Annotated in this window: 14 protein-coding genes; 9 read left to right on the top strand and 5 right to left on the bottom strand. The window is 59.0% G+C overall.

From position 1 onward, the window contains the following. The first annotated feature begins 1 nt into the window (after position 1). The 5 genes from Q8K09_RS01840 (at position 2) to Q8K09_RS01820 (ending at position 4,454) form a co-directional block, all read left to right on the top strand. Positions 2–727 carry a CatB-related O-acetyltransferase gene (locus tag Q8K09_RS01840; RefSeq protein WP_305253313.1) on the top strand — a complete coding sequence of 242 codons (726 nt, stop codon included), beginning with the start codon at positions 2–4 and terminating at the stop codon, positions 725–727. Next, positions 724–1,686 (top strand): glycosyltransferase, encoded by a 963-nt coding sequence (locus Q8K09_RS01835; protein ID WP_305253312.1) that lies wholly within the window; start codon positions 724–726, stop codon positions 1,684–1,686. The genes Q8K09_RS01840 and Q8K09_RS01835 overlap by 4 nt, the downstream gene beginning before the upstream one ends. Next, complete coding sequence (locus Q8K09_RS01830) at positions 1,683–2,552, top strand: DUF6625 family protein (RefSeq protein ID WP_305253311.1); 870 nt, start codon at positions 1,683–1,685, stop codon at positions 2,550–2,552. Before Q8K09_RS01835 ends, Q8K09_RS01830 begins: the two co-directional genes overlap by 4 nt. 3 nt (positions 2,553–2,555) lie before the next feature. Beyond that, entirely contained in the window at positions 2,556–3,329 is a 774-nt protein-coding gene (locus Q8K09_RS01825; RefSeq protein ID WP_305253310.1) for a glycosyltransferase family 2 protein, read from the top strand. Positions 3,330–3,593: 264 nt separating this feature from the next. Continuing rightward, positions 3,594–4,454 carry a glycosyltransferase gene (locus Q8K09_RS01820; protein ID WP_305253309.1) on the top strand — a complete coding sequence of 287 codons (861 nt, stop codon included), beginning with the start codon at positions 3,594–3,596 and terminating at the stop codon, positions 4,452–4,454. Here Q8K09_RS01820 and Q8K09_RS01815 read toward each other — a convergent pair. After that, complete coding sequence (locus Q8K09_RS01815; RefSeq protein ID WP_305253308.1) at positions 4,440–5,045, bottom strand: toluene tolerance protein; 606 nt, start codon at positions 5,043–5,045, stop codon at positions 4,440–4,442. The genes Q8K09_RS01820 and Q8K09_RS01815 overlap by 15 nt on opposite strands. 177 nt (positions 5,046–5,222) lie before the next feature. Here Q8K09_RS01815 and Q8K09_RS01810 point away from each other — a divergent pair, with 177 nt between their 5' ends. The 3 genes from Q8K09_RS01810 to hldE are packed head-to-tail and all read left to right on the top strand — an operon-like array spanning position 5,223 to position 9,681. Next, positions 5,223–6,404: an O-antigen ligase gene (locus Q8K09_RS01810; protein ID WP_305253307.1), complete on the top strand. Its 1,182-nt coding sequence runs from the start codon at positions 5,223–5,225 to the stop codon at positions 6,402–6,404. 7 nt (positions 6,405–6,411) lie between these two features. Beyond that, on the top strand, positions 6,412–8,220 hold the full coding sequence (gene msbA / locus Q8K09_RS01805) for a lipid A export permease/ATP-binding protein MsbA (RefSeq protein ID WP_305253306.1): 1,809 nt from the start codon (positions 6,412–6,414) through the stop codon (positions 8,218–8,220). Positions 8,221–8,259: 39 nt separating this feature from the next. Beyond that, on the top strand, positions 8,260–9,681 hold the full coding sequence (gene hldE / locus Q8K09_RS01800; protein WP_305253305.1) for a bifunctional D-glycero-beta-D-manno-heptose-7-phosphate kinase/D-glycero-beta-D-manno-heptose 1-phosphate adenylyltransferase HldE: 1,422 nt from the start codon (positions 8,260–8,262) through the stop codon (positions 9,679–9,681). A 111-nt stretch (positions 9,682–9,792) separates the two neighbouring features. On the opposite strand, the gene Q8K09_RS01795 is transcribed toward hldE, so the two are convergent. The 4 genes from Q8K09_RS01795 to Q8K09_RS01780 all read right to left on the bottom strand — a co-directional run bounded on the left by Q8K09_RS01795 (position 9,793) and on the right by Q8K09_RS01780 (position 13,260). Next, the gene (locus Q8K09_RS01795) at positions 9,793–10,740 is read right to left on the bottom strand and encodes a metal ABC transporter ATPase (RefSeq protein WP_305253304.1); all 948 of its coding nucleotides are present in this window, start codon (positions 10,738–10,740) and stop codon (positions 9,793–9,795) included. A gap of 136 nt (positions 10,741–10,876) precedes the next feature. After that, positions 10,877–11,686: an aldo/keto reductase gene (locus tag Q8K09_RS01790; protein WP_305253303.1), complete on the bottom strand. Its 810-nt coding sequence runs from the start codon at positions 11,684–11,686 to the stop codon at positions 10,877–10,879. After that, positions 11,686–12,858 carry an FAD-binding oxidoreductase gene (locus Q8K09_RS01785; protein ID WP_305253302.1) on the bottom strand — a complete coding sequence of 391 codons (1,173 nt, stop codon included), beginning with the start codon at positions 12,856–12,858 and terminating at the stop codon, positions 11,686–11,688. The genes Q8K09_RS01790 and Q8K09_RS01785 overlap by 1 nt, the downstream gene beginning before the upstream one ends. Before the next feature lie 69 nt (positions 12,859–12,927). Beyond that, a complete protein-coding gene (locus Q8K09_RS01780; protein ID WP_305253301.1) occupies positions 12,928–13,260 on the bottom strand; it encodes a multidrug efflux SMR transporter in 333 nt (110 codons plus the stop codon). 85 nt (positions 13,261–13,345) lie between these two features. Between Q8K09_RS01780 and Q8K09_RS01775 the strand changes: the two genes are divergently transcribed. After that, positions 13,346–14,230 carry a LysR family transcriptional regulator gene (locus Q8K09_RS01775; RefSeq protein WP_305253300.1) on the top strand — a complete coding sequence of 295 codons (885 nt, stop codon included), beginning with the start codon at positions 13,346–13,348 and terminating at the stop codon, positions 14,228–14,230. Positions 14,231–14,253 lie beyond the last annotated feature (23 nt).

Here is a 14,253-nt window from a genome sequence, read left to right as displayed (position 1 = left end):
TGTGATTGGTTTTTTGAAAGCTCGTTACTGCAAACGTTGGCTGAGGGGGTATGGCATCAAGTTGGTTTCTGGCCCTTTTGCACTGGGCAAGGGAGCAACTCTGATCATGGAGGAAGGCGTCTCCATAAGCATAGCGAAAATGGAGTTTCGCTTGCTTATGGTTGGCGCCATGACTTACATGCGTAGTTCGGTAGAACTGCTTAATGTCGGGAAAATCGGTCGTTTCTGTTCAATCGGCAATGGCGTTGTGATTGGTCAGGATAAAGCTGCCCATCCATTGGGTTGGGTCAGTTCGCACCCTTTTCAGCATGATGCCCCTCAGCTTGTCTACGAGGGACAATTGTCAGCCGTAGAAATCGGACATGATGTGTGGATTGGCCGTGACTCTATGATCATGGAAGGGGTCACTATAGGCATCGGTGCAGTCATCGCCAGCCGAGCCCTGGTTACTCGGGATGTTCCTGCGTACGCCATAGTCGCAGGCGTTCCGGCACGCATTATCCGCTACCGTCATTCCTCCGAGATTATTGCCGATTTGCTGGCCAGTGAGTGGTGGGAAGGCTCCGTGGAGGATTTACTGCGGCGCCCATTGAATAAGCCAGAAGCGTTCATTCAGCAATGCCGGGGTGAGCCTGTCACCAAAGTTGCGTATAGAAGGGTGTCAGTGAGCCGTTCAGGTTGGAGTGAACTGGCTGCGGAGCATCTAAGGAGTCCCGCTAAGCAATGAATATTCTATTTCTAGTACAGCTTGAACAGCGCGTTATTCTCGATCGCCTCTACCACGCCGTAGCGGCACATTGCAACTGTGATCTGCGTTGGTTGAGCCGAGAAGAGCAAGCCGACTTGCGTCGCTATTTTCGTGAGCAGGTGGATGTCACGCGCTATGACCGGATCGTCTTCTTTCTGCGTTTCAAACAGGAAATCAGACAAGTCGGTTTCATTCGCTCGATTCCCAATCTGGTAATCCTCGAGCACGATGCCTACCAGAACTACATCCCATGTAAGTACACCGGCAAATTTAGCAAGCACTATCGACGTTTGCCCGGAGTGAGGGTGATCACATCGGGAGCACAGGTTGCCCATCGGTTGGGCGAAGAAGGAGTAGACGCCTGCTTCGTGCCTAAGGGGTATGACCAGGCATTACTACATGATCTCGTGTTGCCTCGTGACATCGACCTGGCGTTCGTCGGTAGCACCAAAAGTACCACCTACAGCGGCCGCAAGGCGTTGTTGGATGAGCTGCAGCGCCTAGAAAAGGTGACTGTCACCCGCACCAAGTCGGGAGAGGAATACCTCAATATTCTTAATCGCATCCGCTTTTTCGTCAGTGCTGATGTGGGTATGGGGGAATACATGATCAAGAACTTCGAGGCCATGGCCTGCGGTTGTGTCTTGCTCGCATATAACCAGGGCGGCGGAGAAGAGCACGCACTGGGGTTCGTGGATATGCAAAATCTGGTGTTGTACCAGAGCGTGGCGGAACTGTGTGGCAAGCTGCGCCTTCTGCGTGATGATCCGCAGCTTGCTGAGCGTATCGCCCGGGCTGGGCAGCAAATGGTCGTGCAGCGCTACAGTTTTGCAGCACTAGGTGAAGCCATCGTCGAGGCAATGCGTAGCCCCATGCGTGAGCATCCGCCGCTGTCCATGCGGGAGCGTCTGAGGGCACGATGGAGTTGGCTGTCATGAGAAGCCGCATCCGATTCATCATTCCCTATTTTGGTCGCTGGCCGTTCTGGATGCCATTTTTTGTCGAAAGTTGTCGCTATAACCCAGATATAGAGTGGTTGTTCTTCACCGACTGCGGTGAGCTTGAGTCGATGCCGGCCAACATCACGCTGGAGCCAATGTCCTTTGCTCAATACTGTGCCATGGTGGGTGAGCACCTGGGCATATTCTTCAGGCCGAAGAGTCCCTACAAGCTCTGCGATATCAAGCCCGCGCTCGGCTATATCCATGCAGATCGCCTGCAGGATGTGGAGTTCTGGGGCTTCAGCGACATTGATCTGATCTACGGAAACCTGCGGCATTATTTCACGGAAGCGCGACTGGCCCGTTTTGACCTCTTGTCGACTCATGAGCGTAGGGTCTCTGGCCACTTGTGCCTGATTCGTAACAACGAGAACATGCGTAGTGCTTTCATGCGGGTGTCAGGTTGGAGGGACAGTTTCGAGAATACTGAACATGAAGCCTTTGACGAAGGTGATTTCAGCCGCTTGTTTATTCGTTGGAAAAATTGGCCGCAGCCGCTTCAGCAGCTCGTCGGTCGGTTAAATCCTTTGCGTCGCAACAGTGAATTCGTCGAGGCGTTCAGCACCCCGAACGGGCGAATTCTGTGGCTGGATGGCACTAAGGACTTCCCTGATCGCTGGATCTGGAATACAGGATTCTTGCGCAACGATCGGAATGCTGATCGTGAGTTTCCCTATTTTCACTTCATCGCTTGGAAGGGGACTGAGTGGCAAAACTGCGCCGCCAGCGAACTGGTTCCCTCGAATGAATTGGTTAGCCAACCAGCCTGGAGCGTAACTGCTCAGGGATTTAGAGAGGTTTGAACAGTGCATTTTGCCAATGACAGCAATATCACGCTGGTGTTGACCAGTTGCGGGCGCCTGGACCTGTTGCAGAAAACGCTAGAAAGTTTCGATCGCTACAACACGGCCCCCATTCGGGAAGTGCTGATTACCGAGGACTCCGGTAACGAAGGCGTTCATCAGGCGATTCCGCACAGTTGGCGACCGTTTACCCGGGTTTTTATCAATCGTCCCCAGTTGGGTCAGATTGCGTCTATCGACATGGCTTATGCCGAGGTGAGGACATCCCTAATCTTCCACTGTGAGGATGACTGGGAGTTCTATCGGCCGGGCTTTATCGAGGACTCTTTGGCAATTCTCGAGGCCGTACCCACTGTGCTGCAGGTTTGGTTGCGCAGCTACGCGCACGACATCAGGATTCACAGCCCCTACCATCATCTCGGGCCGCGGCGGATGATCGCTGGTGTGGCCTGCTACCCGCTGCTCTCCGACAAACCGGATTGGCAAGGTTTTTCCTTTAATCCAGGACTCCGTCGTTTGGCGGATTATCAACGCCTTGCGCCCTACGCCGAGAAAGGGGGGGAGAAGAGGCTGTCAATCGATTATGCCGAGCTAGGTTTGACTGCGATGGTATTGGAAGGTGATGCGGTTTTGCATACCGGCTTCGAGGCTCATGTAGTGGTACCGAAGGAGCGCTCGCGCAAGAAGTCTCGACGCAGGATCGATCGCTGGAAAATGGTGTTGTGTGCGGTGCTGGGACTGGCGTGCGGGTTTGCTCTAGGGGCGTTGCCGTGGTGATGCATCATATGCCCGGGAGGCCAAGCAGTGACCATCGTTAACGTTTTGTGGGGTAGCGGTTATGCTTTTGCCTCGGTGCATAAGGTTCACCAGTTGATATTGTCCCATGCCGATGAGCGGGTGCCTCGGGAGACCTGGTTGCTCCAAGGTAACGCTGGGCTCGGTCTCGATGCTCCGAGGGGAGGGCGTTTCTGGCAGCTGTCAAAGCGTTTGTTGAAGGGGCGACATATATGGCGTTGGCTGCAGTTACCCTGGCACTGGGCCATGCGTCGAGCCCTGCAAGACTGCGGCGCGAGGCTGGTTCTGATTGACGGCATGGGCGCAGCGCGTATTTTGTTGCCAGTCATATCGCGCATGCCGGGTATACATGGCGTTGTGATATTTCATGGTCATGCCTCTCTGCGCAGAAGCGATCTCACGCTGCTGAATGAGTTTCCCACCGCTCGCTTGCGTGTTGTTGCGGTTTCCGAGGTGTTGACCGCTGCGCTCAGTCATGAGCTCGCTATTCCAGTCACCGCCTTGCGCAGCGCAATGGAGCCTGCGAGGTTTAGACAAAATCTGCTCGAGCGTCAGGCTGCACGGAGAAAGCTTAGCTTGGATGACGATTGCCTGGTCATGGGCGCGGTTGGGCGGTTGGTGCCGGATAAGGGATTCGAAACATTGATCGAGGCTTTCGCCGCGGTGGCGCAAGAGCAGCGGGTATTGCAGTTAATGATCCTCGGAGAGGGCGAATCGCGCACGATCCTCGAGCAGCGCATTGTAGAGTTGGGGCTTGAGGATAGGGTAAGCATGCCTGGCCATAGAGATGATGTGGCGAGCCTCTACCAGGCATTTGACTGGGTTCTCATCCCATCGTCTGCCGAGGGGCTTGGCTTGGTTTTGCAGGAGGCGGTAATGGCCAGTGTTCCGGTAATAGTCAGTGACCTCCCGGTATTTCATGAGCAGTTGGGCGAGTCGGGACTTTATGCCAAGGCAGGTGACACCTTGGCCTGGGTCGGTGGCCTCGAACGATGCCTAGAGCTTGATGGCGCTAAGGTGGCAGAGCGCCAGGCACATGCGTTGAATGCGGAGAAAGCTTGGCGGCGCTTTAGTAACACCTGCGAGCAGTTGTTAACTATCGAGTAGGGCTTTTTTCAGGCTGCTCATGGGGAAGCTATCGGTCAGCCCCTCTCGCTCAAGGTAGCGATTGAAATGGTCAAGATTACGACGCCGCATCCACTTTGATAGTGGACGTCGAAAGAAACGCATGTCGGAAATATCTATCAGGCCAAGTTCATTCTCGGGCGTTAAGACGATGTTACCCAGATGCAGGGAGCGAAAGTAAACCCCCGATTCGTGCAGTCGGTGGATCAGTCCAGTCAGATGTGGCAGCAGATGTTGCCAATTGAAGTCGGGCGACTTGGAAAGTTGACCGAGAGTTTCTCCGGGCAGGGCTTGATAATGAACCGCGGTCAGCCCGGGTTGTTCGAGCTGGTAATGTGCAATTGGGCTGAGCGTGGGAATGCCCAGTTGCTGCAAGCGCAGCGCATTCTTGCAAAAGCTTTTTGAATAAGGGCACCAGAGGGTGGACGAGAGTAGCCGCTTGCGTCGGAATATCTTGAGGAAGTCACCATCACGCAGGCGATAGACTTTTGGCCCATGACTGTCCTCCTCAAGCAGTTGGGCGCCTTCGATGAGGGTGCTGAGAGTAGCTTGTGGCAGTTGGTAAGATTGCATCGCGACGTGACTCTTGGCTGTGGTGGTGACGGTGAAAGAGACGTCATGATGCCGAAAAGCTCAGCGTTTAACCATGAGCGGGTATGCGCAGCCTATTTGTAACTATGATGTGTTTTTCCGTGCGCCTCAGCTGCTACAGCAACACAATAAATCGAAGTGAAAATGCTAGGGGATGTGATGTACGCGAATCGTTGGGTGCAATTCTGGTTGATGGGGGGGCTGCTGTGGTTTCTTCTAGGCATTGCCTGGATGCCGAGTAATAAGCTTTATCAACAGGGCTTGGTGGCCGTGCTATGGTTGCCGACGCTGGCTTTTCTCTGGTCCGGACGAGAGCATCTGTTAGTGTTTTGGCGAACACGCCGTATCGAATGCATGGCTTTCATGGCTTTGTTACTTTGGGCCGCATGTAGTCTCTGGTGGGCGGTGGTTGAGGAACCGGTGCGCGAGCTAAAACGCTTGCTTTACGTCAGTTTTTTCATGGTTTCGTTCGTTCTTTTGCGTGAGAGTGATACGCGCCTGTCGTTGCTGCTTCAGGTATCGGGGCTCGGGCTCGGGTTGGCGGCGTTGGTCAGCATGTTGAACTTCTACGTGTGGCAAGGACACGCGTGGACTGCGCGCCTGCAGGGAATTGGTGAGCTTGATCACCCCATTCTTGGGGGGTATGTGATGGGCGCTGCGGTTGTTTGGTTGCTGTGTCTAATGCCCAAAACACTGTGGGCCCGTTTGGCTAGCCTGTCGGCGGTGGGCTGCTTGCTGGCATTCGTTGTGCTCACCCAGAGCCGGGGCGCCTGTGCCGCATTGTTGGTCTCAGTCCTGCTGCTGCCATTGTTGATGAGGGGCAAGCTGGTCTGGGTGCTGGCCCTGGGCGTCCTGGCATTAGCTATGCTCGGTTTCTGGATGTTTGAACCTCTAATCATGTCGCGAGGTGTCTCGTATCGCCCTGAGATATTCATCAATAGTCTGAGGCTTATTGAGGCTAATCCCTGGGGGGTTGGGTTGGGAGTTGAGTATCGGGTACCTATCTTGGGAACGAGCCGCAGCTTCGATCATACCCATAACCTGCCGCTACATATTGCTGTTGAATTGGGCCTTCCCGCCTTGCTTCTTGGGGCCATCCTCTGGTTGGGTGCGGCGAGAGTTGCTTGGCTGTCACGCCGAACCGATCTTGGTTGTTCGGTGTTGATACTGCTGGTTTTTTCCAGTGTGGCGATGCAGTTTGATGCGGCCAGCCTCTGGGGCACGCCGAGGGCCGAGTGGTTTATTACCTGGCTGCCGCTTGCATTGGCGACAGTCCTGCCCTCGCATGTAGGTCCTGGAGAGGGCTGTGCTAAACTGCCTGGCCAGTTTCCAGACCGATGAGCAATCAATGAGTGCCAGCCCGCATGATGTGGTTCAGCAGTCGAGCCTAAAAATATATCTCCGCCTTCTCGGCTACGTAACGCCTTACATCGGCTACTTCGCGATCAGCATCATCGGCTATGTGATCTTCGCCTCTACTCAGCCGATGCTGGCCGGCATCCTCAAGTATTTCGTCGATGGCCTGTCCAACCCCGAAGTCGTGCTCTTTCCGACGGTGCCCTACCTGCGTGATCTGCAACTGTTACAGGCGGTGCCGCTGCTGATTGTGCTGATCGCTGCCTGGCAGGGAATTGGGGCCTATCTGGGCAACTACTTTTTGGCTAAGGTTTCCTTGGGGCTGGTGCACGATTTGCGCGTTTCGTTGTTCAACAGTCTGCTGGCGCTGCCCAACCGCTATTTCGATAGTCACAACTCCGGGCATCTGATCTCGCGTATCACCTTCAATGTGACCATGGTCACAAGTGCCGCGACCGACGCGATCAAAGTGGTGATTCGCGAAGGCTTGACGGTAGTGTTCCTGTTTGCCTATCTGCTCTGGATGAATTGGCAACTGACCTTGGTGATGCTGGCCATTCTGCCGGTGATTGCTTTGATGGTGGGCAGTGCGAGCAAAAAATTCCGCAAGCAAAGCAAGAAGATCCAGGTGGCTATGGGCGATGTCACCCATGTCGCCTCCGAGACCATCCAGGGTTATCGGGTGGTGCGCAGTTTTGGTGGCGAGGCCTATGAGTCCACGCGATTTACTTCGGCCAGCCAGGACAACACCAATAAGCAACTGCGCATGACCAAGACCGGCGCGGTCTACACACCTATGCTGCAACTGGTGATTTACAGCGCCATGGCGGTCTTGATGTTCCTGGTGCTACTCCTGCGCGGCGATGCCACGGCGGGCGATCTGGTGGCTTATATCACCGCCGCCGGCTTACTGCCCAAGCCGATTCGCCAGCTCTCCGAGGTCAGCGCCAATATCCAAAAAGGCCTGGCTGCCGCTGACAGCATCTTTGAGCAGCTCGACGAAGCCCCCGAGGTCGATCACGGCACGGTAGAGCTTGAGCGAGTCAGTGGTCGTCTGGAGGTGCGCAATCTGAGCTTCCAGTACCCTGGAGCCGAGAAGCCGGTGCTTAGCGATATATCCTTCAGTGCCGAGCCCGGGCAGATGATCGCCCTGGTCGGGCGCTCCGGTAGCGGCAAGTCAACCCTGGCCAGCCTGATTCCACGTTTCTATCACCATGAAACCGGGCAGATTTTGCTCGACGGCGTGGATGTGGAAGATTACAAATTGCGCAATCTGCGCCGGCATATCGCCTTGGTAACTCAGCAAGTCACTCTGTTCAACGACAGCGTGGCCAATAACATTGCCTATGGCGACCTGGCCGATGCGCCGCGCGATGCCATTGAGCAGGCGGTAGAGGCGGCTTACGCCAAGGAATTCATCGACAAATTGCCGCAGGGGCTGGATACCGAGGTCGGCGAGAATGGCGTGCTGCTTTCCGGCGGCCAGCGGCAGCGTCTGGCGATTGCCCGGGCCTTGCTCAAGGACGCGCCGATCCTGGTGTTGGATGAGGCGACTTCGGCACTGGATACCGAATCCGAGCGGCATATTCAGGCCGCCCTGGATCGGGTGATGACCGGACGGACCACGCTGGTGATTGCACACCGCCTGTCGACCATCGAAAAAGCCGACCTGATTCTGGTGATGGATCAGGGGCGGATCGTTGAGCGGGGTACGCATGCCGCGCTGCTTGAACAAAACGGTTTCTATGCGCGGTTGCATGCGCTGGGACTGGATGAAAGCGCGCCATTGGATATCGCCTGATAAACTACGCGCCCGCCATTTGAGGCCACCGGAGTTAACATGAAGTTGTCCATGCCCCGTTTCGACCAAGCCCCTGTTCTGGTGGTGGGTGATGTCATGCTCGACCGCTATTGGCATGGCAGTACCTCGCGGATTTCCCCGGAGGCGCCGGTGCCGGTGGTCAAGGTCGAGCAGATCGAAGACCGTCCAGGTGGTGCTGCCAACGTGGCGTTGAATATTGCCGCGCTGGGTGCGCCGGCGATATTGGTCGGTGTGACCGGCGACGATGAGGCGGCTGTCAGTTTGAGCGATCGGCTGCAGGCGGTGGGGGTCAAGACCCATTTCCAGCGCATCGTCGATCAGCCGACTATCGTCAAGCTGCGGGTCATGAGCCGGCACCAGCAACTGCTGCGTATGGACTTCGAGCAGCCCTTCAATACCGATGCTGCGGCCTTGGCGGTCGAGGTCGAGGCGTTGCTTGCCGGGGTCAAGGTGCTGGTGCTGTCTGACTACGGTAAGGGTGCGCTAAAGAATCATCAGGTGTTGATCCAGGCGGCGCTGGCTAAGGGCATCGCCGTGCTGGCTGATCCCAAGGGCAAGGATTTCTCGATCTACCGCGGCGTCAGCCTGATCACGCCGAATCTTAATGAGTTCGAGACCATTGTTGGCCACTGTGTCGATGAGGCCGAGTTAGTGGCTAAGGGCGCGCGCCTGATGTGCGAGCTGGAGCTGGGCGCGCTGTTGATTACCCGTGGCGAGCACGGCATGACCCTGCTGCGCCCCGATCATCCGGCGTTGCACCTGCCAGCTCGTGCCCGTGAAGTATTCGATGTGACCGGCGCTGGTGACACGGTGATCTCGACCCTGGCCGCCTCCTTGGCCGCGGGCGAGGAGTTGCCTCAGGCCGTGGCCTTGGCCAATCTGGCCGCCGGTATCGTGGTCGGCAAGCTGGGTACCGCCGCCATCAGCGCACCGGAACTGCGTCGGGCGATTCAGCGCGAGGCGGGTTCCGAGCGTGGCGTGCTGAGTCCGGATCAGTTGTTGCTGGCCATTGAGGATGCCCGCGCCCATGGCGAGAAGATCGTCTTCACCAACGGCTGTTTCGACATTCTGCACGCCGGTCACGTGGCTTACCTGGAGCAGGCCCGTGCCCAGGGCGATCGGTTGGTGCTGGCGGTCAACGATGACGCGTCGGTCAGTCGCCTGAAAGGCCCGGGTCGACCGATCAACTCGGTGGATCGGCGCATGGCCGTGCTTGCCGGCCTCGGTGCGGTAGATTGGGTGGTGAGCTTCAGCGAAGACACCCCGGAAAACCTGCTGCGCGAGGTCAAGCCGGACGTATTGGTCAAGGGCGGTGACTACGGCATCGATCAGGTGGTCGGCGCCGACATCGTCAGTGCCTACGGTGGCGAAGTGCGGGTGCTGGGGCTGGTGGCAAACAGCTCGACCACGGCTATCGTCGAGAAAATCCGCAACAACTGATCTGTCCGAGTTGGCGCGGGTGGAAAACGCTCGACTGTTGCGAACGCCGCCAAGCGCCCGCCGCGAAAACCTGCGGACGTTCTCGCTACGGTGCTCGACTGAGTATGCCGCTCAGCCCAGATGAGCGGCATTCAGCTTGGGCGCTGCTGACGGGGCTGCTGCTTCAGGTTTTGCCGCCGCAGCATTGAGCTGTTGTTGGCTCAGCCAGTCCTTCCAGCGGATGCGCTCGTCGCGGACCAGCCAGCCATCCTGCGCCGCGAAACTCTCTGCCAGCCATAGGCCGCGGGTGCTGGCGGCTTGCAATTGGCCTTTGTTCAGCGTCAGCAATTCGGCGGTGGGTCGCCCGTGCTGCAGCGGTATCAAGTACAGGTCCGGGCGGCTGCGGTCGAGGCGAGCGACTAGCTTGCCGTCCTCCAGGCGTTCGTCGACGTGGAACAGGCTGAGTTGCCTGGCCTCTTTGGGCAGTTCCAGGCGTAGGTCATAGACCAGTTGCAGTGAGGCCGTGGGCAGGTGCACATAGGCGCGCGGGCGTTCCAGCAGGGTCAGGTTGCCGCATTGCACCGGGCGCGCGGCGCCGGACAGTGGGCTGAGTTGAAAGTGCAGGGTCTCGCGATAATGCAAAACGTCTTGATAGGGCGAGGGCAGCCAGGTTTCGCCGAAGCGGCCACCCAACCAGCCCTCGGGGGTTTCCAGTAGACACTCCTCGGCCACTTCCTGGATGGCGGTCAGCAGCGGCAGAGTGAGTTCGTGAGCGGGTACGTAGCCGGAAATCAGCTTGAGCACTACATCGTCCCGGTCCAGGCGCCGTTGACGTACCAGCACCCAATAGTCCCGGCCTTGCCAGTTCAGGGTCAGGCGCACCGAAACCCCCAGGTTGGCCAGCTCAACTGCGAAGCGCTGACTGTCGCTCACCTCGATGGTGCGGCGGCGCTCAAGCATCTCGCTGAAGTTCAGTGGCCGGCCCAGGCTCTGGTAGCTGAGGCCGTCCGGGGTAGCCTCGACGAATAAGGGTAGGGTCTTGAAGGTGCTGGGGTCATGGCGGTTAAGCATGCGCGACATGTCGGCTCCTCTTGGGGCGGGCAGTTCGTCAGGCGGACGGGGCAAGGCCTCCATCCAGCTGTCGGGTGTGGTCGCATAGCTGAAGCGGAGCGCCGCCCGGCCGCACCTACAATTGCGCGCAGCGCGTCATGGGCGCTCAGGCAATATCCTGAATGACTGCCGCGGCAGTCGCGACGTTATGGGCCAGGTGCTGCGCGTTGATGGTGCCGACAATCGCACAGCTGACTGCCGGGTGGGCAAAAAGCAGCTCGAAGCTGGCACGCACCGGGTCTTGCCCCGGGGCCAGGCAGGCATGCCCGCTGGCCAGGGCTTTCTTGATCAGGATGCCTTTGCCGTGCTGCTCAGCGTAGTCGAGTACCGGCAGTTCACTCTGCTCATTGAGGTTGTAGGTGACCATCGCGCAGTCGCCTTGTTCGAGTGCGCGCAGGCCGCCCGCGACGGTTTTGCCGGACAGGCCGAAGCCGCGAATCTTGCCTTCACGCTTGAGCTCGGCGAGGGTCTCGTAGACGCCGCTGTCTTGCAGGATGGCGAGGTCGTTGCCGTCGGAATGCACCAGCACCAAGTCGATAAAGTCGGTTTGCAGGCGTTTGAGGCTGCGTTCCACCGAGAAGCGCGTGTGCGCCGGGCTGAAGTCGAAGCTGGAGTGACCGCCCTCGAACTCTTCGCCGACCTTGCTGACGATCACCCATTGTTGACGCCGACCGCGCAATAGCGGGCCAAGGCGGCTTTCGCTGGTGCCGTAGGCGGGGGCGGTGTCGATCAGGTTGATCCCCAGATCATGGGCCTGGGCGAGTAACTCAAGTACCGCGGCGTCGTCCGGGATAGTGAAGCCGTTGGGGTACTTCACGCCCTGGTCGCGGCCGATCTTTACCGTGCCGAGGCCCAGCGGCGAGACCAGCAGCTCGGTCGAGCCGAATGGGCGGTGCAGGTTGTGCAAGGTGTGCATCAGAACAATTCCTCCCAGGCGGGGTGCGCCACGGTCGGGCGGGGCAGTGGCGGTAGCGGCGCATGGCTGGCAGGCTGGATGCCAGCACGGTCGAGAGCCGCCAGCACGCGGTCGGCGAAATCCGGGGCTAACGCCAGTTTAGTCGGCCAGCCGACCAGCAGTTGGCCTTGCTCGGTGAGGAAGGCGTTGTCCGGGCGCGTCAGGCCGGACTGCGCCGGCTCGGCACGCTCGACGCGCAGGGTTGCCCAGCGGGCACTGGAGAAATCGACCCAGGGCAGCAGGGCGCCGATTTCTTGCTGCGCGGCTTTAATCTGCGCGGCTGAGTCACGGGCCACGCCGTCTGCTTCGGCCAGGTCGCCACCGAGGTACCAGACCCACTCGCCATCGGCGGCAGGATGGGTGGTGACGGTGACCCGTGGTTTTGGGCCGGCGCCGAGGCAGTGGGCGTACAGCGGTTTCAGGGTCGGTCCCTTGACCAGCACCATGTGCAGCGGTCGCAGTTGCTGTGCGGGCTGAGTCAGGCCCAGGGTCGCGAGCAGTTCGGCGTTGCCGCGGCCAGCGCTGAGCACGATGCGCTGCGCGCGAATCTCGCGGCCGTCGACGACCAGCCCGACCAGCTGACCCTGCTCGTGCAGGGGCGTTATGGACTCGGCGGCCAGCAGGCCGTCCCCAGCCAGTTCGGCCAGGCGGGCGATCAGGCTGGGCACATCCAGCACCAGTTCGGCCAGGCGGTAGACCTTGCCCTTGAATTTCGGGTGTTGCAGGGCGGGCGGCAGTTGTTCGCCCTTGACCTGGTCAACGCGGCCGCGCACTGCCTTGCTGGCGAAGAAACTGGTGATATTGCCGGCCAGGCTGCCGGGCGACCATAGGTAATGGGCTTCGGACAGCAGACGCACGCCACTCAGGTCCAATTCGCCATTACCGGCCAGTGCCTCACGCCAGCGCCGCGGCATGTCGGCGATGGCTTCCGAGGCGCCGGTCAGGGCGCCGTGCAGGGCGTACTTGGCGCCGCCGTGGATGATGCCTTGGGATTTGACGCTCTGCTCGCCGCCCAGGCTGGCTTTTTCCACCAGCAGGGTGGCAAAGCCTTGACGGCGCAAGCGCGCATTCAGCCAGAGGCCGGCGATACCACCGCCGACGATCAGAATGTCAGTGCTTAGAGCCTGGGACATGCGAGGGCCTCATAAATAATCAGACCGGCAGTATAACGGCAAGTGCTTGTGTCAGGCTTCCAGGCCGCCTCAATGGGCGACGCTGTGCGAGAACATTTGAATCACTACCACGCCGCAAACGATCAAGCCCATGCCGAGCATGGCTGGCAAGTCGAGGCGTTGCTCGTAGAGAAACACCGCGGCAATGCTCACCAGTACGATGCCCAGGCCCGCCCAGACGGCGTAGGCCACGCCGACCGGAATGGTTTTGACCACCAGGCTGAGCATCCAGAAGGAGATGACGTAGCCAACCACCACCAGCAGCAAGGGTAGCGGTTTGTTGAAGCCGTCCAGCGCCTTCATCGAGGTGGTTGCGATGACTTCGGCGGTGATAGCGACAGCGAGATAGATATAGCCGCTCATGATGGGCCTCCTGTTAAGTTACTCGCCATTCTAGTCGTTCAGCGGATGGGATAAAGTGATTACCTATCTGATCTGGAGATGGGTTATGCAGTGGAACCTGGAGCAAATTCGCCTGTTCGTCAGCGTGGCCGAGGGCCAGTCGTTTTCTGCGGTGGCCCGGCAGATGAATCGCGGGCAATCAGCCGTGAGCACGGCGATCGCCCTGCTCGAAACCGATCTCGGCGTGCTGCTGTTCGAGCGCAGCAGTGGTCGTCAGCCACGTCTGACAGCTGCCGGAGCATCGTTGCTGGAAGAAGCGCGTGAGGTGCTGCGCCAGTGCGAGCGGCTGGAGGGGCGGGCGCTGGGGTTGGTGCGCGGTGAAGAAGTGCGTTTGCGCCTGGCCCAGGATGAGGCCATGCCTTATCAGCCGGTGCTCGACAGCCTCGAAGCCTTGGCCCAGGCTTTTCCGCTGCTGGAAGTGCAGCTCGCCAGTGGCGCCCAGGGTGATGTCGCCCGCAAGCTGCTGGAGCGGCGCGCCGATCTCGGCTTGTTGTTTCACCATGAGCGCATGCCCGAAGCTCTCGAGCGTCAGCGGTTGGGCACTATCGAAATGGTTACGGTGTGTGGTGCCGGGCATGCGCTGGCTGGAGCGGGGCATGTCGATCGCCGTGAACTGGCGCGCCATCGGCAGTTATTGATGGCGCCGCAGGACAGTCACTACCCAGGTGGCGAGCAGGTCAGCCCGTCGGTCTGGCGCACCGACAGCTTCTATGTCATGGCTGAGTTGTTGATGCGTAACCTGGGCTGGGCCTGGCTGCCTCGCCATGTGGTGCAGTACCCGACCTACCAGGGCCAGCTTGTGGAGCTAAGCAGCGACTGGACGCCGCCGCCGCTGGTGGTTGAGTTAGTTTGTCGTCGCGATGAAGCCTTGGGGCCGGCGGCACTGTGGCTGGCTGATTGCTTTGCCGAGCGCTTGCAAGCCATCGGCTGATTGCTGGCGTCTGCTCTGCTAAG

The sequence above is a fragment of the Pseudomonas sp. genome, assembly GCF_030683065.1.
Taxonomy (GTDB): Bacteria; Pseudomonadota; Gammaproteobacteria; order Pseudomonadales; family Pseudomonadaceae; genus Aquipseudomonas.
The sequence above is the reverse complement of the archived record's forward strand: the minus strand, read 5'-3'. Positions and strand labels throughout refer to the sequence as shown.